Source organism: Rummeliibacillus pycnus, from assembly GCF_044359855.1.
GTDB classification, from domain to species: domain Bacteria; phylum Bacillota; class Bacilli; order Bacillales_A; family Planococcaceae; genus Rummeliibacillus; species Rummeliibacillus pycnus_A.
Window position 1 is genome coordinate 2,476,444 of sequence record NZ_CP132291.1, and the last position, 23,639, is coordinate 2,500,082.

Consider the following 23,639-nt stretch of genomic DNA (forward strand, 5'->3'; position numbering starts at 1 on the left):
CGATTGCGCTAGCCTATTTAGAAACAGTATAACGGAATTGGAAAATATCAGTCAATCACTCAATTTATTTCCTCTTCGCATTTGTTCAAATTTTTCCATAACTTCAGACGATAATTGAATTTTAGAACTTGGCCTTTCAAACTGTATACTTTTCACTTTTTGAGAAATCTGAGTACGTACATTTTGCATTTCAATTTCAAATTCACGTGCTGATTTTCGCAATGCGCCGTTTCCAAATATGACATTTTGCTCTGCCATATCTGAAGTAGCTACATAGATTTTATTGCGTTTAGTTGCCAATTCCGCTGTTAGCTTTTCAATACGATCATCTGCAGTTTCTTTTGCCCTAGTATAGATGATTTCAACATTATGTTGCTTCACCTTTGTTGCAATGCCTGGAACGAGATACGCATCAAAGACAACGATGACGCGCATTCCCGAATAGGCTTGATAGTCTGCCATTAACTCTATCAGTCGATCTCTCGCATCTATTAGCTTATGTTCTTTTAAAGCTTGTAATTCCTTCCATGCACCAATAATGTTATAACCATCAACTAAGAGTATGTTCATCAGCAGTCACCTTAAACTTCGTGGCGTTTTCGGAACACTTCATACATCAATAATGATGCCGCTACTGATGCATTTAATGATGTTACATGGCCAACCATAGGCAAATTATAAAGGAAATCACATTTTTCTTTTAGGATGCGACTCATTCCCCGACCCTCACTACCGATAATAACAGCTAATGGTAAAGTTGCGTCCATTTTACGATAGTCGACTGATCCTTTAGCATCTGTTCCTGCTATCCAAACACCACGTTGTTTTAACTCTTCAACAGTTTGGGATAAGTTGTTTACTCGCACTGTTGGAATGTATTCAATGGCTCCTGTAGAAGCTTTTGCAACAACAGCCGTCAAACTAACGGAACGTCTCTTTGGAATGATAATACCATGTGCACCAACTGCATCTGCAGTTCTCATAATAGAGCCCAAATTGTGTGGATCCTCTAATTCGTCTAAGATGAGAAAGAATGGATCTTCACCACGTTCATCAGCCACTTTAAAAAGGTCTTCTAATTCTGCATAGTTGTAAGCAGCAACTGAAGCAACAACACCTTGATGATTCTCTGAAGATAACTGATCTACTTTTTTCTTAGGTACAAATTGCACGATTATGCCACGTTCTTTTGCTAAGTCAAGCAACTCGTTGATTCCACTTTTTTTAACGCCTTCAGCTATCCAAATTTTGTTTATATCTCTTGTAGATCGAAGTGCCTCTAAAATCGGGTTTTTTCCAGCGATTATTTCTTTTGTTTGTTCTGTCATTATTATTTTGACACCTCTTTCTTATTTTCAATCAAATTTATTGCATATTGGATAATCGCATCGACGCGCTCTGCCTGCCCAGTTAAATATAAAAAGCCAATGACTGCTTCAAATGCTGAACTGTAATTATATGTTTGGACATCGGTGTTTTTTGGTACAGACCCTGACTTTGCGTTACGACCACGCTTCAATACGGCCATTTCTTCTTCAGTAAAGTAATCTTCATCAATCATTTGGTGAATAACCATTGATTGAGCTTTTGCAGAAACATAATGCGTCGCCTCACGGTGAAGAATATTTGGTTTCACACGTCCTGCTCTTAGTAAATGCTCGCGAATTGCGATTTCTAATACAGCATCTCCCATATAAGCTAAAGCGAGTGCATTTAATTGTTTTACATCTGCATTACGAAGTTCTCCCACTTCAATTAACCTCGTTTCCATCGAACGCCTTGACGTGTATCTTCTAAAATAATGTTCATGTCTTTTAGTTGATCACGAATTTCATCAGAGCGTTTAAAATCACGATTTTTTCTTGCTTGTTGACGTTCTTCGATTAATGCATCGATTTCTTCGTCTAACAGTTCTTCTTTTACTTCAAGTTCGATACCAAGGACCATTGAAAGCTCTTTTAGTGTATCGATAAATACTTTTAGAATTTCTTCATTTGTGTTTGTTTCATTCAAATATTTATTAGCCTCTGTAGATAAGCTAAACAGTGCAGCAATCGCATTTGCCGTATTAAAATCATCATCCATCGCCATTTCAAAGTTTTGACGCTCTTGCACTATTGCATCTAACAAAGATTGTTCTTTTTCTCCTAGATTAGCAGTAGCATTTAGGCGGTGCTGTAAGTTGTTGAAAGAAGTACGGATACGTTCTAAACCGGCAGCTGCTGATTCAACTAAATCTTGTGCAAAATTAATTGGATGACGATAATGAACTGACAGCATAAAGAAGCGCAATACTTGCGGATCAATTTGTTGAATAATATCATGTACCAAAATGAAATTCCCTAGTGATTTAGACATTTTTTCATTGTCAATATTAATATAACCATTATGCATCCAATAGCGTGCAAAAGTTTTACCTGTATATGCTTCTGATTGAGCAATTTCATTTTCATGGTGAGGGAATGTCAAATCCTGACCACCTGCATGAATATCAATAGTATCACCAAAATGATTGTGCACCATTACAGAACATTCAATATGCCAACCTGGGCGACCATCTCCCCATGGACTATGCCAGAAGATCTCCCCTGGTTTTGCAGCTTTCCAAAGTGCAAAATCTAAAGCATCTTCTTTCTTTTCCCCAGCTTCAATACGAGCACCAATTTTTAAATCATCTACAGATTGATGTGACAATTTACCGTAACTTTTAAATTTACGAGTACGGTAATAAACATCTCCTTGAGATTCATAAGCATAGCCTTTTTCGATTAACACACCGATAAATTCAATAATTTCGTTCATATGATTGGTTACACGTGGATGTGCATCTGCTTTTTGGCATCCAAGTGCAGTAATATCTTCAAAATACGCTTTAATAAAGCGTTCTGTTAGTTCTGAAACTTCTTCACCTAACTCATTTGCCGCTTTAATAATTTTATCATCCACATCTGTAAAGTTGGAAACATAAGTAACTTCATAGCCACGGTAAGTTAAATAACGACGCACTGTATCATAAACGATGACAGGACGTGAATTACCTATATGAATGTAGTTATAGACAGTCGGCCCACATACATACATTTTGACCTTACCTTCTTCAAGAGGTACAAACGGTTCCTTTTCACGTGATAATGAGTTAAAAATTTGAATACCCATGGGGATTATCTCTCCTTTTTGCTATTCACAAGATCTTTATATAAATCATTTATTTTTTGTTCCATTTGTTGACAACGGTCTTCTACTGGATCAGGAATATTTTGATGATCTAATTTTTGTTCATGATTTACACGTACACCATCTTGAATTACGACTTTACCTGGGATACCAACAACCGTTGCATTTGGCGGTACAGGTTTCAAAACAACTGACCCTGCACCAATTTTGCTATTCTCTCCAACTGTAATAGAACCAAGTACTTTTGCACCAGTAGCAACTAAAACATTATCTTCTAATGTCGGATGGCGTTTGCCTTTTTCTTTCCCTGTTCCACCCAATGTCACACCTTGATACAGAGTAACATTATTTCCGATTTCACATGTTTCTCCAATAACGACACCCATACCATGGTCAATAAAAAAGCGGCGACCAATTTTAGCCCCAGGGTGAATTTCAATGCCTGTAAAAAATCTACTGATTTGTGAAACAGATCTCGCAATAAAATAAAATTTATGTTTATACAAAGCATGTGCAATTCTGTGTGACCATATAGCATGTAACCCTGAATAAGTTAATACAACTTCTAGTGTACTACGAGCTGCTGGATCATTTTCAAAGATCGTTGCAATATCTTCTCTCATTCTCTTAAACATTTTAATGCCCCTCCCATTTTATAAAATCTATCTAGCTGCAGACGCTAGTTGTTAAATAAAAAAGACGCCCCTGTCTTATTTAAAAGACAGAGACGCCATGTGTGCGCGGTTCCACTCTGGTTGGAAGCATTACAAAACACTTCCCGCTTGAACGTTTTTAACGGTGACGAACCGACTAAGCCTACTAAAATAATTTTCAACCTAGCACTCAGAGGTGCATTTCTGCTTTACATTGGCCCAGACCACTTTCAGCCGCTGATGGTCCTCTCTTTGAGAGCATGTGCCGCATACTTCTCCTCTTCAACGTTTTTTTATCATTTGTAAGCTTTATTGTACAATGAAGTAGAAAAAAAGCAAACAAAATTATTTTACATATTTTTCAATGCGGTTAAGAACTGTTTCTTTACCTAGTAATACAAGTGCATCATTTAATTCTGGACCATGCATTTCACCTGTTGTAGCAACACGGATTGGCATGTAAAGGTTTTTACCTTTGTGACCCGTTTCCTTTTGAACAGCTTTGATTGCTTTTTTGATTTCTGCAGGTTCAAATTCTTCTAAAGCTTCAAGCTGCGCTTTAAATGCAGCCATTACTTCTGATACTTGTTCCCCAGCTAAAACTTCTTTTTCTTCATCATTATATTCAAGTTCTTCTGTAAAGAACATTTGAGATAACTCTACGATTTCAGCACCGAAGCTCATTTGTTCGTGATAAAGTCCGATTAATTTACCAGCCCATTCAGCTTCTTCAGCTGTTGGATTTTCTGCTACTAAACCTGCTTTTTGTAAGAATGGCAAGCATAGTTCAACCACATGTTCAGGAGATAATTTTTTCATGTATTGGTTGTTCATCCATTTTAATTTATTTGTATCATACATAGATGGTGATTTAGTAAGACGTTTTTCATCGAATTGTTCGATTAATTGTTCTTCCGTAAAGATTTCTTCTTCGCCTTCCGGAGACCAGCCAAGTAATGCTAAGAAGTTTAACATTGCTTCAGGTAAATAACCAAGGTCTTTGTATTGAGAAATGAATTGGATAATAGATTCATCACGTTTTGAAAGCTTTTTGTGATTTTCATTAACGATTAACGTCATGTGACCAAAGCGTGGTGCTTCCCAACCAAATGCGCGGTAAACCATTAATTGTTTTGGTGTGTTAGATAAGTGTTCTTCACCACGGAATACATGTGTCATTTCCATCATTTGGTCATCTAATACTACGGCAAAGTTATAAGTTGGGATACCGTTTGCTTTCACGATAACCCAGTCACCAACGTCTTTTGATTCAAATGATACTTCACCACGAATTAAGTCATCGAATCTGTATGTTTCGTTTTCTGGTACTTTGAAACGAATTGTGTAAGGCATGCCAGCTTCTTCTTTTTCCGCTACTTGTTCAGCAGATAAATGACGACAAGTACCTTTGTACATTGGTGCTGCAACACCATTTGCACGTTGAGCTTCACGTTCAGCTTCTAATTCTTCTGAAGTACAGAAGCATTTGTATGCCATGCCCATATCGATTAATTTTTGAGCATATTCTTTATAGATATCTAAGCGTTCCATTTGACGATAAGGAGCATAAGGTCCGCCGATTACTGGTGATTCTACTGGGTGGATACCTAACCAAGCTAGGTTTTCGATTTGCGACGCTTCGCCACCCTCAATATTACGAGCTACGTCCGTATCTTCAATACGAAGAATGAAATCTCCGTCATAATGTTTTGCATATAAATAATTGAAAAGTGCTGTACGTGCGCCACCAATGTGTAAATGTCCAGTTGGGCTTGGTGCATAACGAACACGAACTTTGTTAGTCATGATTAAAATCCTCCTATTTGTCGTTCAAAAATTCAACTTTGTTCATTTTACCACTGCAAGTATAAAAATTAAAGGAAGTCAATTTTTTATAAGTAAAATTGTTGCCATTGCAGCAATTCCTTCTTCACGTCCAGTAAAACCAAGCTTTTCAGTAGTTGTTGCTTTGACATTAACTTGAGATGGATCTGCATGCAAAAGTTCTGCAATGTGATTACGCATTTGTTCAATATACGGTGCCATTTTTGGACGTTGTGCCATAATTGTACAATCCACATTCCCTAAAGAATAGCCTTTACCCTCTACAATTTTCCAAATATACGCTAGTAATTTGGAAGAATCCGCATCTTTAAAAGTTGGATCAGTATCAGGAAAATGATGACCAATATCTCCTTCTCCAATCGCACCAAGTGCTGCATCTGTTACTGTATGTAACAAAACATCGGCATCTGAATGGCCTAGCAATCCTTTATCATGAGGAATCGTAATCCCTCCAATTATTAATGGACGTCCTTCAGCAAACGCATGTACATCAAAACCTTGTCCTACTCGAAACATAGTTATCCTCCTATACGTTGACTTAGAATGGCCTCACCAAAAACTAAGTCCTCTTTAGTAGTTATTTTAACGTTTTCGTAACTACTTTCAACAATATATACAGATTGTCCTAAACGTTCAACGAGCATTGCTTCATCAGTGCCTAAGAAATGCTCTTCTTCTGCTCGCTGTTCTGCACATTTTAACACTTGAAAATCAAATGCTTGAGGTGTTTGAATCATCCACAGACTTGAACGGTCTACTGTTTCTTCAATAACACCATCTTTTACTCTTTTCATCGTATCCTTAGCCCGTACGCCTGCAATTGCCGCACCCTTGGTATGAGCAGCTTCTACCAATTTATGAATAATCGGTATTGTAATAAAGGGGCGCGCTGCATCATGTACTAAAACAATGTTACCGTCTTTTACCTTTTTCACACAGGCGTTTACACTGTGTTGACGTTCTGAGCCACCATCAGGAAGTCCTTTTACTTTTGTAATATGAAATTCCGCTAAAAGTGATTCTATATATGAACGCTCTTCGGGTTTTACAGCCAACCAAATGCCCTTACATGCTTCATCTTGTTGAAAAACCTCTAATGTATGTATTAAAATGGGCTTTTGACGCAACTCCAAAAATAATTTGTTTTTTCCTGCAGCCATCCGCTTCCCACTACCAGCAGCTGGTAAAATCACATCGTATTGCATTGTACTATTTTCACTTCCTCATCAATGAAAAGGACAAGGCATAATAAGTACACCCTGTCTCTTTCATATTTTACACTATGCTGTTCTTCCATTTTGCTTTGGTTTTGCAAAAATCATTCGACCTGCAGATGTTTGTAACACACTCGTTACTGTCACAACAATTGCTTGACCAATAAAAGATTTCCCTTCTTCTACAACAATCATTGTCCCATCATCTAAATATGCTACACCCTGGTTGTGCTCCTTACCATCTTTAATAACAATTACATTCATTTCTTCGCCTGGAATAACAACCGGTTTCACAGCATTTGCTAAATCATTAATATTTAGCACCTTTACATTGTGCAAATCACATACTTTATTTAAATTAAAGTCATTTGTTAAAATCTGTCCACCCATTTTCTTTGCTAGGCGTACTAATTTTAAATCAACTTCTTGTATATCTTCAAAATCGACTTCTGTAATTAACACTTGTGAAGCTCTTTCGTCTTGAAGCTTTCTCAAAATATCTAAACCACGACGACCTCTTGTACGCTTTAATGTATCTGAAGAATCTGCTATATGTTGTAACTCTGTTAAAACGAATTGAGGGACAACTAAAACCCCTTCAACAAAACCTGTTTCAGAAATATCGGCGATACGTCCATCTATGATCACACTTGTGTCTAAAAGCTTATACATCGAACCAAGAAATTCCGATTCCTCTGCTGACTTTTTCTTTAGTCCACTTTGTGAAGACTTACCAGATGTGAAGACATTAATTAATTCATCACGTTTTTTGAAACCTACTTGGAACCCAAGATACCCCAATACAATAGATAATAGAACCGGTAATATTGTTGTGATAAAAGGAATTTTAATACTATCGATTGCAAACCCTACTAAATACGCAACAATTAATCCAACAATCAATCCTAACGTACCAAACAATAAATCTCCTACAGGTGCCTTTAATAATTTTTCTTCCATCCATCGAATAAATTTCACAAAATAATCCGAGAACAAAAACGAAAAACCAAATAATATAAAAGCGCCAATCGCAACAGAAGTATACGGATTATTTAACCATGGGTTTGAGGATAAATGAATCAATTCGTATAATGGCGGTAATATAAATAAACCCATCGTTCCCCCGATAAATAGAAACGCAATTTGGATAATTCTCTTTAGCATTAAATGCACCTCCTTAAATATTAATTATACATAGATTTCCTTAAATACGCTTTGAAAACCCCTTTAATACAATCTATGTCATAAAGGCATTTATATAGACATTAAACGACAAAAAAGCCGTTCAATATCTTATCTTATAATTCCTTAAAGCTCAACTTTAATGCTTGATTCACAGTATCTACACCAAGCACCTCAATGTCACTTGGATAATCCCAACCACCTAAATTAGATGCTGGTATAATAGCGCGTTTAAAACCTAATTTAGCAGCTTCTTGCACACGCTGTTCAATACGGGAAACACGACGTACCTCACCTGTTAAACCTACCTCGCCAATATAGCAATCCATTGGTTTTGCAGCAATATCTTTAAAACTAGAAACAATACTTACTAATACAGCCAAATCAATTGCAGGTTCGTCTAACTTTACTCCACCAGCCACTTTAATATAAGCATCCTGAGCTTGTAGTAACATACCCATTCTTTTTTCTAATACAGCCATTAACAAGGAGATTCGGTTCTGATCAACACCTGTTGCCATTCTTTTTGGATAGTTAAAGCTTGATGGTGTTACAAGCGCTTGAATTTCTACTAAGATTGGGCGTGTCCCTTCCATAGATGCAACAACGGTTGAACCTGGTGTGCCTTGAGATCGTTCTTGCAGAAACAACTCTGAGGGATTTAACACTTCTTTTAAACCATTCTGCAACATTTCAAAAATGGCAATCTCATTCGTAGAACCAAAACGATTTTTTTGACTACGTAAAATTCGATAAGTATGATGACGTTCACCTTCAAAATACAACACGGTATCTACCATATGTTCTAAAATACGGGGGCCAGCAATTTGCCCCTCCTTCGTTACATGTCCAACAAGGAAAATGGCAATATTCTTTGTCTTTGCAATTCTCATAAATTCCGCAGTACATTCACGAACTTGAGATACACTTCCTGGTGCACTTGTCACATTTGGATGGTATACAGTTTGAATTGAATCCACAATAACAAACTTTGGTTGAACTTCTTCAATCGTTTGGTTTAAAAATTCTAAATTGGTTTCCGAGTAAATATAAAGTTCCGGAGATTTGACTCCAAGTCGTTCTGCTCGTAACTTAGTTTGACGAACAGATTCCTCCCCTGAAATATAAAGAACTCGGTGACCTTTATTGGATAGTAACGCAGATACCTGTAGTAATAACGTGGATTTACCGATACCCGGATCCCCTCCGATTAAGATAAGTGAACCTGGAACCACTCCACCTCCTAGGACGCGATTTAATTCTTTAAGTTCCGTCTCTATTCTTGGGGCTTCTTCTGATTCTACAGAAATAATAGGTGTTGCCTTTTGCGAGACGTTTGTAGAATGTTGGAATGCTCCTCTAGGCCCTTTAGAAACGACTTCAACTTCTTCAACCATCGTGTTCCATTCCCCACACCCAGGACATCTTCCTAACCATTTTGGTGATTCGTAACCACATGAATTACAAAAGAATTTCGTTTTCTTTTTAACCATATTTCCTCCCATTAGAAAGTATTTCTCTTTTTCTTATATTATAAAACAAGGCATTCCAAATTTCTTATTTGGAATGCCTTGCACGGCGTTAATTAACAGAATCGCCATAACACATACATTATTTTGTTACTAATTCTTTCACATCTACAACGAATTGATCATCCTTAACATCAAAAACAACTCGTTGTCCTGTTAATACAGTTCCTTTTAAAATTTCCTCAGAAAGGCGATCTTCCACATGTTTTTGGATAGCACGACGCAATGGACGAGCACCGTATTGTGGATCATATCCTTCTTTCGCAATTTTTTCGATTGCAGCTGGTGTTAACTCAAGTGTTATATTTTGTTCTTCTAGACGTTTTGTTAATGTTTTCGCCATTAGAACAACAATTTGATTTAGTTCTTCTTTTTCTAAAGAGTGGAAAACAATCATTTCGTCGATACGATTTAAAAACTCAGGTCGAAATGCCTTTTTCAATTCTTCCATCATAACGTTTTTAACATTTTCTTGACTTTGTGTTGCGCTTTGTGAACCAAAACCTAGAGATTTACGGTATTTTAATTCCTCTGCACCGATATTTGAAGTCATAATAACTACTGTATTACGGAAATCAACAACGCGTCCTTTAGAATCTGTTAAACGCCCATCATCTAGTACTTGTAATAGAATATTGAAAACATCCGGATGTGCTTTTTCAATTTCATCTAGTAAGATAACAGAATATGGTTTGCGGCGAACTTTTTCTGTTAGTTGACCACCTTCATCAAAGCCTACATAACCTGGAGGTGAACCTACAAGACGTGAAGTCGAATGTTTTTCCATGTATTCAGACATATCAACCCGAATCATCGCATCCTCATCACCAAACATTACTTCTGCTAATGCACGACCAAGCTCTGTTTTACCAACACCGGTTGGACCTAAGAAAATAAATGAACCAATTGGACGTTTTGGATCTTTTAATCCAGCTCGAGCTCGACGAATAGCTCTAGAAATTGCTTCAACTGCTTCACCTTGGCCAACGACACGTTTGTGTAATTCTTCTTCAAGATGTAATAATTTTTCGGATTCTGCTTGTGCTAATTTTGCAACAGGCACTCCTGTCCACATTGATACGACTTCCGCAATATCATTTACTGTTACTTTTGATTCTGCTTTGCCTTGCGCTTCTTTCCATTCTTTTTTTGTTGTATTTAATTTGTCCTTTAGTTTTTGTTCTGTATCACGCAATGATGCAGCTTTTTCAAATTCTTGTGATTGCACTGCAGCCATTTTCTCAGAATGTAAGGAATCTAATTGTTGTTCTAATTCCTTCAAGTCTGGTGGTGTTGTGAATGAACGTAAACGTACTTTTGAACCTGCTTCATCAATCAAGTCAATTGCTTTATCCGGTAAAAAGCGGTCTGAAATATAACGATCTGACATTTTTGCAGCGGCTTCAATTGCTGCGTCTGTAATTTTCACACGGTGATGTGCTTCATAACGATCGCGTAAACCTTTAATAATTTGGATTGCTTCTTCCACAGAAGGTTCATCCACTTGAATTGGTTGGAAACGACGTTCAAGTGCTGCATCTTTTTCGATATATTTACGGTACTCATCAAGTGTTGTAGCACCGATACATTGTAATTCACCACGAGCAAGGGATGGTTTTAAAATATTGGATGCATCAATGGCACCTTCTGCACCACCTGCACCAATTAATGTGTGTAATTCATCAATAAATAAGATAACATTACCTGCTTGGCGGATTTCATCCATAACCTTTTTCAAGCGATCTTCAAATTCACCACGATATTTAGTACCCGCTACAACGGTACCCATGTCTAAAGTCATGACGCGTTTGTCTCGCAATGTCTCTGGTACTTCATTGTTAATGATTTGTTGAGCAAGACCTTCAGCAATCGCTGTTTTACCAACACCAGGTTCACCAATTAAAACTGGGTTATTTTTTGTACGTCTAGATAGTACTTCAATTACACGTGTTATTTCTTTGCTACGACCAATAACAGGATCTAAGCTTCCTTCTCTAGCGATTTGAGTAAGGTCACGCGCTAAGCTATCTAAAGTTGGTGTATTCGCTGCAGGAGCAGTATTATTATTTGCTTGTGGATGATCACTGCTACCTAAAAGTTGTAATACTTGTTGGCGTGCTTTATTTAGACTTACTCCTGCATTATTTAATACTCGCGCTGCTACACCTTCACCTTCTCGAATTAGCGCTAACAGTAAATGTTCTGTACCAATGTAGGAGTGGCCTAACTTACGAGATTCATCAACTGATAACTCGATTACTTTTTTAGCACGGGGTGTGTAATGTACAATGGGACCAACATTTTTTGTACCCATACCAACTAATTCTTCAATACCTTCTTCAATCATTTCAGAACTTACATCTATTGCTTCTAGCGCTTTTGCAGCGATTCCGCCACCTTCACGAATTAATCCTAACAGTATATGCTCGGTACCAATAGCTTCGTGTTTCATACGAATTGCCTCTTCTTGCGCAAGCTGTAAAACTTTTTGTGCACGCTGTGTAAAACGATTGTACATCATGAATATCCTCCCCTTCTTCACCGTTATACTATTGTTTAGAATCTGTATTATTAAATTGCAATTGTTCTCTAATTATAGATGCGCGGTATACATCTCTTTCATTTGCTTGGAGTGTTGTACCCGCATGTTGTTGTAAAAAGCCTGGTTGCATTATTAACATGCATTCATTTAAGATACAATCTGGAATCGTTGGGATAAACCCTAAATCTATACCCAATCGGACATTTGACAAACAATTCGCTGCTTCTTCGCCTGATAAAATTCTGGCATATTTTAAAACACCTAATGAACGATTCAAACGGTCAGATACAGCAATGGATGCATGCTCTAATAACGCTCGTCTTGCATCAATCTCCTTTTGGATAATTTGTTCAGCTACACTTTGTAAATCTAAAATGATATCTTCTTCAGGTTTTCCAAGTGTAATTTGATTCGAAATTTGGTAATAGTTACCTACAGCTTCTGTTCCTTCTCCATAAATACCTCGCACAACCATACCTAATCGTGCCATTGTATTGATAAGTGAACCCATTTGGTTCGTTACCGTTAAAGCTGGTAAATGCATCATCACAGACGCTCTTAAACCCGTGCCAGTATTAGTTGGACAACTTGTTAAGTAACCAAATGAATCATCAAAGGCATAAGGTAATTTGTTTTCCAATAAGCGATCTACTTCATCTGCCAAGTGATATGCTTTATCTAGTTGCAAACCTGGTTGTAAGCATTGAATTCGGATATGATCCTCTTCATTTACCATAATACTAATTGTTTCGTCTTCTGATACTAAGATTGAGCCAGATTTTGTTTTATTTGCTAGTTGTGGGCTAATTAAATGTTTCTCCACTAACACTTGTCGTTGTAGCGCCGGCATATCATAGAGTGAGAAATAGGAGAACGGTATATTAAATTTTTTATCCCCATCAATAAGAGCATTCGATACCATTTTATCGATTTGTAATGCTTCTTCCTCTGAAAAAGCCCTTGGAAAACGGAAACCTGTTAGATTTCTTGCTAATCGAATACGCGTACTCATTATGATATCTCCATAATCAATATCGCCACGCATCCAAATAGGTGGCTTACTTTTAAGAAAGTGGTCAATGTTCATCCTTTCCCTCACCTCCTACTTGTAGCTTCTGCTCTAATGCTCGAACTTGGTCCCGAATGTTTGCTGCATCTTCAAAACGCTCTTCTTCAACAGCAACTTTCATATCTTGACGTAAAGCTTCAATCTGCCGTTTCATTTGATAACTTTCATTTATAGAGCCTGGAACTTTTCCTATGTGTTCTGTTGCACCATTATGCAGACGTTTTAGCACTTGCGGTAGCTGTTCTTTAAATGTGTCGTAACAAGTTGGACAATTAAATTTGCCTTCTTCTAAAAACTTTCTATATGTCATACCGCATTGCGAGCAGCTTTCATTTTGTACTTTAGCCTGTGTATTGCTAATTGGTACTGATTGCACAGACCAGCTTGGTGTTCCAAACCAATTTGAAAATAATTTTTGCATTGCATTCGGACTTTCATCTGAATCAAGGTTCAAGTGAAAGTGATCTAATTGCTTGTTGCATACATCACAAAAGTGTCTCGTGACTTTTTTGCCGTTTTTCATCTGTGTAACTGTGATAGTAGCAGGTCGCTGTTTACAATTTTCACAAATCATCTCTTGCACCTCTTTACGTTTGCTTATCATACTTTAACGCTAGTAACATTGCGTGCAAAATTCGTGCGCGTAACTCATCTCGCGCAGGCAAATTAATGCACAGCACTGAACGATCAAGAGCCGCAATCATCATTTTCGCTTCTCTACGAGTAGTTACATCTTCATCAATCAAACGGAAAATATAGTCTTGTGCCATCGTTTGAGAAATAGAATCACCAACCTGACGCAAAATTTCGTTAATCAACTCTGCTTCTGAATCAGCTTTTATGCGTAATATTCGAATATAACCGCCACCACCACGTTTGCTTTCAACTAAATACCCACGTTCTGCAGTAAATCTTGTATTAATAACATAATTTATTTGCGATGGTACACATTGAAATTTATCTGCAATTTCACTTCGCTTGATTTCAATATGTCCTTTACCACCTAATTCAATAACTTCCTTCAAATACCCTTCTATAATGTCAGAGATATTTCGCATTTTAGCTTCCACCTCACTTACATCACTGACTTTGACTATCTTTGACTATATTATATAAGGTCATAAAAAATGACGCAAATATTCTGCATTCTTTTGTTATTTTTTGCATCATACTATACACAAAAAGCATACCGCTAAATGCAGTATGCTCATTAATTAACGTATTAAATCCATTTTCCAACAATCGGATATTCCCATGTTTCACCTTGCAATGCTTTAACAATGCCGATAATCGGAATAATAACCACCATAAGGCCAAATATGATGATCATCGGGATACCAATAATAGCCAAGATAATGGTAAAAGTCAGAATCCCTCCAATAGTCACCAATAACCACATAACAAATTGGAATAATAATGCTTGAATGGATAAACGTTTAACTTCCTCATCTTTTATAAGAATAAAGAAGAGAATCGGTACAAAACATGGTGCAAAAAATGCACTGGCATGTAATATTACTTTCAGTCCTTTTTCCTCCACTTTCAATCACTCACTTTCAATTCACAGTTATAGCTAATTTACGTTATACATTTCGAATAGTTTCATTCTTTGGAACTTTTTATTGGAACATTTCAGGTTACTTTGCGTCTTCTCTAATATCACATAGTGAGGGGGATTTTCTCCTATGAAGAAGGCTTTTTTGTTAGTAGGAATAATTCTGATTAGCTTACTCATTTTCATTGGCATGCCATACTGCTTATTAAAAAGCTCCCTTATGCATGATTGCAATGAACAAACAACAACATGTAGCAAAACAATTCAACATAAATTATCTCGTACTACTGCAGACCACTCTAATTCACGAGATTCATATATATTAGAAAAAGTTTCAACTAGTACACCTTTTAAAAATTGGCTAGCTAACCATTAATTATACTTTTACAAAAGCTACTCTTATGAACGGCTTTTTTTAATTTAGGGCTTCGTTAGACTTTACGGTTGTATTTTGTGCATTTACTCCTGCGGTTACTCGTCGCAGAAAACAATTACAATAGCACAAATGGATAAAATTCATGGTAACCTTGACCTTTTTGTGAGAGGATAGGAATAACAACAGTTGAAGTGAGGAGTAGCTATGATTCGAACACTTGGAGTGACAACTGACCAACAACTTAAAATGGATTTTCCATTAGAAGAAATTAAAGAAGGAAAATTTGATTGGTATTGGGTAGATTTTGAAAAGCCTAGCGCTTCGGAAGATGTCCTATTAGATCAATTCTTTCATTTTCACCCACTTGCCATTGAGGATTGCTTAATGCGATTACAGCGTCCAAAATTAGACTATTATGATGATTATCACTTCCTTGTTGCACATAAGATTAATGAGGAAACTTTTGAAGCCGAAGAAGTAAACTTGTTCGTATCTCCTAATTTCGTCGTTACTTATCACAAATCATCCGTTCCAGAATTTGATGTTGTTCGCAAACGCTTGATGAATCGACCTCAAACATGGGAACGAGGAACCTTATTTGTGATGTATCAAGCGATTGATAAAATTGTCGATAGTTATTTCCCAATGGTTTACAATATTGAGGATCATTTAAATGAAATTGAAGATCAATTAAATTATCAAAACAGCACTAAGTCTATGCGCTATGTATTTGACTTAAGAAGTGATTTACTTCATATACGACGTACTATTTTACCAATGCGTGATTTACTTTATCGAATATTAAATTCTTACCGTTTCCATCTAGATGAACAGGAACGTGCCTATTTCGGCGATATTCATGACCATTTAGTCAAGTTAACCGAAATGGTGGAATCTAATCGTGAACTAACAGCAGATATGAGAGATAGTCACATGTCTGTAAATGCTAGCCGCATGAATGGTATTATGATGATTTTGACGATCATTTCCTCTATATTTATTCCTTTAACATTCATTGCTGGCGTATATGGCATGAATTTTAAAAATATGCCCGAACTAGAGTGGCATTATGGCTATTTTATCGTCTTATTGATCATGTTGGGCATTGCTGTTTCAATGCTTGGCTGGTTCAAATATAAAGGTTGGTTTAACTTATTTAAGCCCTAAAAAAACACATTACTAATTGTTCTAGAATACTAACAATTAGTGATGTGTTTTTTATAGGAAAAATATAGTTTTAATAAGTTTACTTTTCTTTATCTGTTAAGCCAAACATAATAAACGATAGAATATATGATACAACTGTTGCACCCACCGTAATCATAATACGATGATTCATTGGTACTGCTGTGTAATTTGAATTTAGCAACATCATTGAAGACACCGCTACAACGGCCGCTAATGGTAATGCAAATTTCATACCTCGCTGTTTATCCATTTCGAGTAACATCCTTTTCTTCCTAATGTTTTCTTTATTGTAGCATGCCCACATATTTGCGTAACTTGAAAACCGTTCCAATTTCTATTTTTAATTGAAAATATGAAATCATTTGTAACAATATTTCTGTAATAGCAGTCACTTCAGCTAGGTCTTTAATCACAATTGAATTTTCAATTTGATCTAACAGATGAACTCCAAAAGCTTCAAATTACTTAGTTCAAATTTACACATTATTCTTTCATCTCTTATAAAAAATGATAGAATAGAAATATTAAAGATTAATTTTCTAACGATAGAATGGAGAAATTAACGTGGCACTTTGGTCTAGTAAGCATAACGCAAAAAAAGGTGAGAATTATTTTAAAATTGACCAATATATCGGTCAAGTAACATTAGATCTATCAAAGCACCCCGAATTACAAAAACAAATCCAATTATTGCAATTAACAAAAGAAGACTTAGCAATTATTAAACAATTGCAACCAATTTCAAAGGATTTAACACTAGAAATGGTTGATAAATTTTATGAAACAATTAGTCAATCGCCTGACTTAATTCAAATTATCAATAAGCATTCCGCAATTGATCGATTAAAAGTAACATTAACGCGTCATATAAGCGAAATGTTTAATTGTCAAATCAACGATGAATATGTTCAACAAAGAATAAGAATCGCGCACGTTCATGTACACATTGGACTTCAATCGAAATGGTATATTAATTCATTTCAATCATTAACAACGACATTCGCTAACTTTATACACCAACTTGACTTATCAGGGAAAGAGACAACTATGGCGATTAATGCCTTTTCTAAACTAATTAACTTAGAACAACAAGTTGTAATTGAAGCCTATGAGAACAAACAAGAAGACCAACGCACACAAAACGATCAATTAAAACATAAAGTCGTTTTATCTGTTCAAAGCACAGCAGAGGAGTTAAGTGCAATTAGCCAAGAAACAACGGCATCTATTCAATCATTAGCAAACCAGGCTGATGAAATCGCTCAATCAACACAACAAGGCCTTACATTTGTCACTGCTACACAAGAAAAGTCAGAAAGCGGAAAACAACTTCTTGATACACAAACTGATTTGATGAATCAAATGTCAAAAAGCGTTACATTACTTGATGAAACGATGAGCCAATTACGTGTATCTTCACATAAGATAAACGAAATCGTTCATCTTGTAACAGATATTGCTGATCAAACAAATTTGTTGGCATTAAATGCTTCCATCGAAGCAGCTCGTGCAGGTGAACACGGTAAAGGCTTTGCCGTTGTTGCTGATGAAGTGCGTAAGCTTGCAGAAGAGACAAAAAGTGCTGTTCAAAATGTATCGCAACTTATTCAAGATACAGAAAACAATATCGAAAATATGTCTGGCTCCGTTAAAGGTGTTGATAAGCAAATTACAAAAGGCGTCAGCATGCAAAACGAGCTATCACAATCATTCCATAAAATTGCAGAAGCAGTCGCTGGCATTAAAGAAATCAATGGAGATACCATGGAAGATATCACAACAATTTCTCAATTATTAAATGATCTAAGCGAAGGGGCAGCCCAAGTCTCCTCATCTGCTGATCAATTAACGGATATTGCTTGTGATTTAGAGTAATACAACAATAAAGAGTGGCTATTAAAGACGCTGTATGCCGTCCCAAATAGTCGCTTCTTTTTTATCCTAATATTTCTGATAATTGTTCAGTTATTCCCTCTTCCTCGTTTTCGACTTCACCTTTTTTCTTGTCCAATAAATTACATATTTCTTCAATCTTATTAAGCACTTCCTCAATATGCTCTTGTGAAGATTGAATTCTAGAGTGGATTGTCCATGCAGAAAAAACATCATCAAAAAAGTAATCTGCAAACTTAGTAAAACCTTCTCTTTCAACTATTAGTGGTTCTAAATCGATATCATGCACATCCACTAACTCTGTATGGAATCGTTGTAAAGCTCTTTGGGATTTATGAATAGCATCTTCAGCTTCATCTAATTCACTATGCTTCATCGCTGTTGCGATGATTCCTCCACCAAATATCGTATCCCACGATGAATAATTTTCAGCACTATCTAACCTTTTTAGCGTAAACTTCAAGGCTCTTTTTGCTTCATCACCTGCTGTTAATGCCTCAGCTATTTCCCTTTTCAATATATGTATCTCATCTTTACTTTGATATAAAGACTTTATTTGCTCACTTTCGGGTAAATTATTATCAAAAATCCACAACTTTTTTTGAGCAATTATAAGATCTAAACGTTCATCTAGATCTTCCCATTCTGAATTTGCTACCTCCAGCCTTGTTTCCTCTAAGTCCTGTTCTAATGTAGTAATCATTTTTTCAGACTCTCGCCACTTTGCCTCTGCAGCAGCCATTTCAGCTATTTCTTTTTGGCGGATTTCATCTTGCTTCCCTGTTAACTTACGAAACATCTTCAAAAAAGAAAAACGATCTAAATCTTCAACATCCTTTGTTTCTTTACGAAGTTGTTGTTCAAAACGATCCTTTCTAAGCTCTTCATCAATTATTTGTTCTTCTATTGCTCTTTGCCTTCTTAATACTCGATCTCTTTTATGCTTTTGAATTTTCAAATAAGATATTTCCTTATTAAGTTCCTCAATCATCATTACTCATCCCCCAGAAAAAATCTCTAATTTATCTACGAGTTTAATCTGGAAATAGTTTCAATCTTAGTCATTAAAAACGCCAACTCCTTATATAAAGAGTTGGCGTTTGATTTTGCTTAGAATACATTTCTACAATCCAGTTAGTTGAGAAATGCTATGAAGTGTAATTATTACAATGAAAAGAATTTATGCGGCATATCTCGTTTTTCTTTACGATGTTGTCGACGTTGTGGACCAGATTCAAATAATCTCTTTTCTTCTTCTGTTTCAGGAAAAACAGGTGCTACTTCCTGAGGTTTCCCATTTCCATCTACAGCTACCATCGTTACAAATGATTCAGTTGTTAATTTCTTTTCTCCCGTATGAATATCTTGTGATCGTACCACGATATAAAGTTCCATAGATGAGTGGCCAGTGGAGCTTACGATTGCTTCAAGTTCTAAAACTTCCCCTGAGCGAACAGGAGAATAAAAATCAACGGAATCGAATGAAGCTGTAACAGTTTGCATTTTGGCATGTTTCATCGACGTAATAGCAGCAATTTCATCAATATATGCCAAAACTTTACCTCCAAAAATTGTATTCATATGATTTGTATCTGGAGGTAATACTAATCTCGTTTGAATTGTTCTAGATTGGCTCATTGGGATAGATTCAAGCATAAACAACACTCCTTAAAAATTATATCTGTATCCATGCTATCTTTAAATCTGTATCAATGCAACATTTATTAACTATTTTTAAAAACATTAAGTTGTTATATATTATGGAAAGGTAATTATATTACAGATCTGTTCTAATTGTAATAAATTTCATTTCCGTTATTTCATTCACAGCATATTTAATACCTTCACGACCATAACCACTATTTTTAACACCACTAGTAGACATATTATCAGTTCTGAAAATTGGAACGTTAATAATAACAGCCCCAGTTTCCAACTCATATCATCCACTACTCTCATAGCATCCTCTAAATTATTTGTAAATATACCAGCATTTAATCCTAAGTCGGAATTGTTCAATAAAGCAATAGTTTCGTCGAATGTTTCATATGAAACATTCGACACAATTGGTGCAAATGTTTCCTGACATACGATTTTAATATCCGATTTTACATTCGTCATGATGGTTGGTGTCAAAGTACGATGAGAATGTTCCTTCTGTAGCTACTATAGCGCCTTGTTCTTTTGCATCCTCAATCCATCGATTAGAACTATTTGTATATTATCCCTTTTGTTATAATAAATGGTGAAGTGAGGTGATATTCATGACAGAATTTGATAGTATTCAAAAAACAAATAAATTTCAATCTACAGCAACACTAATGAAGCAACTTCATTCACTTGGCATTCAAGAAGGCGATTCGATTATCGTCCACTCTTCACTTAGTCAAATGGGCTGGATTGCTGGTGCAGAACAAGCTGTAGTTGAGGCATTAATGCAAGTTATTACCCCAAAAGGAACGATTGTCATGCCTGCACAATCTACTGCAAACTCTGAGCCATCTTATTGGTCTTTACCACCAGTACCTGAAGCGTGGCATCAACCAATTCGAGATGCAATACCGGCATATAATCCGCATTTAACATCATTACGCGGTATGGGGAAAATCGCAGAGTGTTTTTTAAGACATCCTGATACAATTCGAAGTGACCATCCTGCTCATTCTTTTATGGCATGGGGTAAAAATGCTAAAGAGTGGATGAGTAACCATCCTCTCGAGAACTCTTTTGGTGTAGAATCACCCATTTGGAAAATGTATCAATCATCCGTAAAAATAGTTTTAATAGGTGTTAATTACGATTCCTGTACAGCTTTACATCTTGCTGAATATTTAGCAGATCAAAAATATTACTCCAAGCAAGGCGCATCAATTCTAGTAAATGGCAAAAGACAGTGGGTTACATATGATATGTTAGATGTAGATTCCGAGCGCTTTCCTGTTATTGGAAAAGAATTTGAAGCACAATTTAGTAGCTCAATTCACTATGGTAAATTAGGCCAAGCACGTACACGTATTATTCCTATAAGACCTTTAGTTGACTTTGGTGTAGAGTGGTTGAACACTCACTCTGTTCAGCATGAACAATAAAAAACACCCTTCCAATGATCAGAAACTTCACTCTTCTTTTGGTGGAGAAACCGAAAAAAATCTCCAGTCATTAACGACTGGAGATTTCATGGTTATATAAGCTTTTTAACTTCTTCATACTCTTCATCTGTGAATACTCGTGAATTAGTAATGAAATGTTTTTCCTCTACACTATCCAACGAGAAAGTGGCACCTCTACCATCAAGCGCATCAATTATTAGTTGCGTATGCTTCCAATAATCATATTGACTTTTATGCATATAAAATGGGACATCACCTATTGATCCGAGATATACATCTGCAGATCCAAGTTTAAAGTCGCCTTCACTGTAGCACATAGGTGCGGAGCCATCACAACATCCACCAGATTGATAAAACATGATAGGCCCATGAATACTTTTAATATGATTGATTAAATCGAGTGCTTCCTCTGTCGCAACTACACGTTCTACCATGCAGTCTAGAAAAAGCCTTGTGGTTTACGGTTGTAGTTCACTAGTAAACATTTAGTTTGTTGATAGTGATCAAGCATCATTGCGTGATTTTCACGGCCAATACCTGATTGTTTGAAACCACCGAATGCAGCACCTGCTGGATATTGGTGATAAGTGTTAGTCCAAATACGACCGGCTTGGATTGCACGGCCTGCACGATATGCAACATCACCTGAACGAGACCATACACCAGCACCTAAGCCGTATAAAGTATCATTTGCGATTTCAATTGCTTCATCGAAGTCTTTGAAAGTAGTAACGCCAATAACCGGGCCAAAGATCTCTTCTTGGAAGATACGCATTTTGTTATGACCTTTGAACACAGTAGGTTTGATGTAGTAACCATCTTCAAGACCTTCAATTTGGTTTGCTTCACCACCAATTAAACATTCAGCGCCTTCTTCTTTACCTAATTTTAGATAAGACAGAATCTTTTGTTGTTGTTCATTTGATGCTTGAGCACCCATCATTACTTCAGTATCAAGTGGGTTACCGATTTTAATAGACTCAACACGTTGTAATGCACGTTCTATGAATTTATCATAAATAGATTCTTGGACCAATGCACGTGAAGGACATGTACAAACTTCACCAGAATTTAAAGCAAACATTACTAATCCTTCAATTGCTTTATCCAAAAATTCATCATCTTGTTCCATAACATCTTCAAAGAATATATTTGGAGATTTACCGCCTAGTTCAAGCGTTACAGGAATGATGTTTTCAGTTGCGTATTGCATAATTTGGCGACCTACTGCAGTTGAACCAGTGAACGCAATTTTAGAAATACGTGGATTCGTAGCCAGTGGTTTCCCTACTTCAATACCAAAACCATTTACAACATTAACAACACCAGGTGGTAATAAGTCTTGGATTAACTCAATAACAACCATTAATGAAGCAGGTGTTTGTTCTGCTGGTTTCAAAACAACGCAGTTACCAGCAGCTAATGCAGGTGCAATTTTCCAAACTGCCATTAGGATTGGGAAATTCCAAGGAATAATTTGACCAACAACACCTAGTGGCTCTTGGAAGTGATAGGCAACTGTGTCATTGTCTATTTGAGAAGTACGACCTTCTTGAGCACGAATCGCACCAGCGAAATATCGGAAGTGATCAATTGCTAAAGGAATATCGGCATTTAATGTTTCACGTACAGCTTTACCATTATCCCAAGTTTCAGCAACAGCAATCTTTTCTAGATTTTCTTCTATACGATCTGCAATTTTATTTAAGATTTTGGCACGTTCTGCTGCAGAAGTTTTGCCCCAAGCATCTTTTGCTGCATGTGCTGCATCTAAAGCTAATTCAATATCTTCAGCAGTTGAACGAGCTGCTTTTGTGAAAACCTCACCATTCACTGGTGATTTGTTTTCAAAATATTGCCCTTTTACTGGTGCTACCCATTCGCCACCGATAAAATTATCGTATTTTTCTTTGAAGTTTACGACTGCACCTTCAGTATTAGGATTTGCATAAATCATAGTAGAATCTCTCCCTTAAATTTTATTGAAAACTCACTCACTCGAACTCGCTTACATTTATCTATATTAAACTTTGAATGAATATTCGAGGGCGCCTTCACTTATTATAATGTTCTATATCTATTAAATATTCAAATATTTCGGGCTTAATTTCGAAAGTTTTATAGATTTGCCATATTCTCTCTTCTAAACGACTTAATTATTCTCTTTTAAGAGAACAATTAAGTCTCAATCTTTTCTATTAAATGGTAAAATATATCAATTTTCATATATGAAACCCAGAATAAATTACATAGAAATAACTGTCATACGGTCATTTCCATGACTTGTTTGACAGTTATTTAAAAGTCTA

25 protein-coding genes, 1 pseudogene and 1 other annotated feature are annotated in these 23,639 nt (G+C 36.3%); of the genes and pseudogenes, 4 read left to right on the forward strand and 22 right to left on the reverse strand.

From position 1 onward, the window contains the following. Positions 1-51 precede the first annotated feature (51 nt). From Q8X41_RS12200 to Q8X41_RS12270, 15 genes are all read right to left on the reverse strand, one after another. Complete coding sequence (locus tag Q8X41_RS12200; protein ID WP_397536590.1) at positions 52-570, reverse strand: NYN domain-containing protein; 519 nt, start codon at positions 568-570, stop codon at positions 52-54. An 11-nt stretch (positions 571-581) separates the two neighbouring features. After that, a complete protein-coding gene (rlmB, locus tag Q8X41_RS12205) occupies positions 582-1,328 on the reverse strand; it encodes a 23S rRNA (guanosine(2251)-2'-O)-methyltransferase RlmB (RefSeq protein WP_397536591.1) in 747 nt (248 codons plus the stop codon). A gap of 2 nt (positions 1,329-1,330) precedes the next feature. Next, the gene (locus tag Q8X41_RS12210; protein ID WP_397536592.1) at positions 1,331-1,750 is read right to left on the reverse strand and encodes a Mini-ribonuclease 3; all 420 of its coding nucleotides are present in this window, start codon (positions 1,748-1,750) and stop codon (positions 1,331-1,333) included. 5 nt (positions 1,751-1,755) lie between these two features. Further along, complete coding sequence (gene cysS / locus Q8X41_RS12215) at positions 1,756-3,156, reverse strand: cysteine--tRNA ligase (RefSeq protein WP_397536593.1); 1,401 nt, start codon at positions 3,154-3,156, stop codon at positions 1,756-1,758. 5 nt (positions 3,157-3,161) lie between these two features. After that, on the reverse strand, positions 3,162-3,809 hold the full coding sequence (gene epsC, locus Q8X41_RS12220) for a serine O-acetyltransferase EpsC (protein ID WP_397536594.1): 648 nt from the start codon (positions 3,807-3,809) through the stop codon (positions 3,162-3,164). A gap of 85 nt (positions 3,810-3,894) precedes the next feature. After that, positions 3,895-4,122 (reverse strand) — a binding site (T-box leader). Between the two features lie 50 nt (positions 4,123-4,172). Next, positions 4,173-5,633, reverse strand: coding sequence for a glutamate--tRNA ligase (gltX, locus tag Q8X41_RS12225; protein ID WP_397536595.1), 1,461 nt, complete (start codon positions 5,631-5,633; stop codon positions 4,173-4,175). Between the two features lie 78 nt (positions 5,634-5,711). Beyond that, entirely contained in the window at positions 5,712-6,188 is a 477-nt protein-coding gene (gene ispF, locus Q8X41_RS12230; RefSeq protein WP_397536596.1) for a 2-C-methyl-D-erythritol 2,4-cyclodiphosphate synthase, read from the reverse strand. 2 nt (positions 6,189-6,190) lie between these two features. After that, positions 6,191-6,877, reverse strand: a complete 687-nt coding sequence (gene ispD / locus Q8X41_RS12235) for a 2-C-methyl-D-erythritol 4-phosphate cytidylyltransferase (RefSeq protein WP_397536597.1) — start codon at positions 6,875-6,877, stop codon at positions 6,191-6,193. A 75-nt stretch (positions 6,878-6,952) separates the two neighbouring features. Continuing rightward, positions 6,953-8,050: a PIN/TRAM domain-containing protein gene (locus tag Q8X41_RS12240; RefSeq protein ID WP_397536598.1), complete on the reverse strand. Its 1,098-nt coding sequence runs from the start codon at positions 8,048-8,050 to the stop codon at positions 6,953-6,955. Positions 8,051-8,184: 134 nt separating this feature from the next. Continuing rightward, positions 8,185-9,561 carry a DNA repair protein RadA gene (radA, locus tag Q8X41_RS12245; protein ID WP_397536599.1) on the reverse strand — a complete coding sequence of 459 codons (1,377 nt, stop codon included), beginning with the start codon at positions 9,559-9,561 and terminating at the stop codon, positions 8,185-8,187. A 118-nt stretch (positions 9,562-9,679) separates the two neighbouring features. After that, positions 9,680-12,118 (reverse strand): ATP-dependent Clp protease ATP-binding subunit, encoded by a 2,439-nt coding sequence (locus tag Q8X41_RS12250; RefSeq protein ID WP_397536600.1) that lies wholly within the window; start codon positions 12,116-12,118, stop codon positions 9,680-9,682. A 28-nt stretch (positions 12,119-12,146) separates the two neighbouring features. Beyond that, a complete protein-coding gene (locus Q8X41_RS12255) occupies positions 12,147-13,226 on the reverse strand; it encodes a protein arginine kinase (protein WP_397536601.1) in 1,080 nt (359 codons plus the stop codon). Next, positions 13,216-13,782, reverse strand: a complete 567-nt coding sequence (locus Q8X41_RS12260; RefSeq protein ID WP_397536602.1) for a UvrB/UvrC motif-containing protein — start codon at positions 13,780-13,782, stop codon at positions 13,216-13,218. Before Q8X41_RS12260 ends, Q8X41_RS12255 begins: the two co-directional genes overlap by 11 nt. A gap of 13 nt (positions 13,783-13,795) precedes the next feature. Continuing rightward, a complete protein-coding gene (locus Q8X41_RS12265) occupies positions 13,796-14,266 on the reverse strand; it encodes a CtsR family transcriptional regulator (protein WP_397536603.1) in 471 nt (156 codons plus the stop codon). A gap of 164 nt (positions 14,267-14,430) precedes the next feature. After that, complete coding sequence (locus Q8X41_RS12270) at positions 14,431-14,748, reverse strand: DUF4870 domain-containing protein (protein WP_397536604.1); 318 nt, start codon at positions 14,746-14,748, stop codon at positions 14,431-14,433. A 145-nt stretch (positions 14,749-14,893) separates the two neighbouring features. Here Q8X41_RS12270 and Q8X41_RS12275 point away from each other — a divergent pair, with 145 nt between their 5' ends. Continuing rightward, a complete protein-coding gene (locus Q8X41_RS12275; RefSeq protein WP_397536605.1) occupies positions 14,894-15,139 on the forward strand; it encodes a hypothetical protein in 246 nt (81 codons plus the stop codon). A gap of 204 nt (positions 15,140-15,343) precedes the next feature. Then, on the forward strand, positions 15,344-16,306 hold the full coding sequence (corA, locus tag Q8X41_RS12280) for a magnesium/cobalt transporter CorA (RefSeq protein WP_397536606.1): 963 nt from the start codon (positions 15,344-15,346) through the stop codon (positions 16,304-16,306). Positions 16,307-16,385: 79 nt separating this feature from the next. Here the strand turns inward: corA and Q8X41_RS12285 are convergent, their stop codons facing one another. After that, on the reverse strand, positions 16,386-16,577 hold the full coding sequence (locus tag Q8X41_RS12285; RefSeq protein WP_397536607.1) for a hypothetical protein: 192 nt from the start codon (positions 16,575-16,577) through the stop codon (positions 16,386-16,388). 314 nt (positions 16,578-16,891) lie between these two features. Here Q8X41_RS12285 and Q8X41_RS12290 point away from each other — a divergent pair, with 314 nt between their 5' ends. After that, entirely contained in the window at positions 16,892-18,202 is a 1,311-nt protein-coding gene (locus tag Q8X41_RS12290) for a protoglobin domain-containing protein (RefSeq protein ID WP_397536608.1), read from the forward strand. 61 nt (positions 18,203-18,263) lie between these two features. On the opposite strand, the gene Q8X41_RS12295 is transcribed toward Q8X41_RS12290, so the two are convergent. From Q8X41_RS12295 to Q8X41_RS12310, 4 genes and pseudogenes are all read right to left on the reverse strand, one after another. Next, positions 18,264-19,214: a hypothetical protein gene (locus Q8X41_RS12295; RefSeq protein ID WP_397536609.1), complete on the reverse strand. Its 951-nt coding sequence runs from the start codon at positions 19,212-19,214 to the stop codon at positions 18,264-18,266. A gap of 170 nt (positions 19,215-19,384) precedes the next feature. After that, the gene (locus Q8X41_RS12300; RefSeq protein ID WP_397536610.1) at positions 19,385-19,876 is read right to left on the reverse strand and encodes an acyl-CoA thioesterase; all 492 of its coding nucleotides are present in this window, start codon (positions 19,874-19,876) and stop codon (positions 19,385-19,387) included. A gap of 121 nt (positions 19,877-19,997) precedes the next feature. Next, on the reverse strand, positions 19,998-20,105 hold the full coding sequence (locus Q8X41_RS12305; protein WP_397536611.1) for a hypothetical protein: 108 nt from the start codon (positions 20,103-20,105) through the stop codon (positions 19,998-20,000). Between the two features lie 113 nt (positions 20,106-20,218). Next, a pseudogene (locus tag Q8X41_RS12310) lies at positions 20,219-20,341 on the reverse strand (aldehyde dehydrogenase family protein); the annotation flags it as partial. 143 nt (positions 20,342-20,484) lie between these two features. On the opposite strand from Q8X41_RS12310, the gene Q8X41_RS12315 reads away from it, so the two are divergent. Next, positions 20,485-21,309: an aminoglycoside N(3)-acetyltransferase gene (locus Q8X41_RS12315; RefSeq protein WP_397536612.1), complete on the forward strand. Its 825-nt coding sequence runs from the start codon at positions 20,485-20,487 to the stop codon at positions 21,307-21,309. Positions 21,310-21,401: 92 nt separating this feature from the next. Here the strand turns inward: Q8X41_RS12315 and Q8X41_RS12320 are convergent, their stop codons facing one another. Then, positions 21,402-21,764 (reverse strand): DUF779 domain-containing protein, encoded by a 363-nt coding sequence (locus tag Q8X41_RS12320; RefSeq protein WP_397536613.1) that lies wholly within the window; start codon positions 21,762-21,764, stop codon positions 21,402-21,404. Positions 21,765-21,769: 5 nt separating this feature from the next. Next, positions 21,770-23,287 (reverse strand): aldehyde dehydrogenase family protein, encoded by a 1,518-nt coding sequence (locus Q8X41_RS12325; protein WP_397536614.1) that lies wholly within the window; start codon positions 23,285-23,287, stop codon positions 21,770-21,772. Positions 23,288-23,639: the final 352 nt, after the last annotated feature.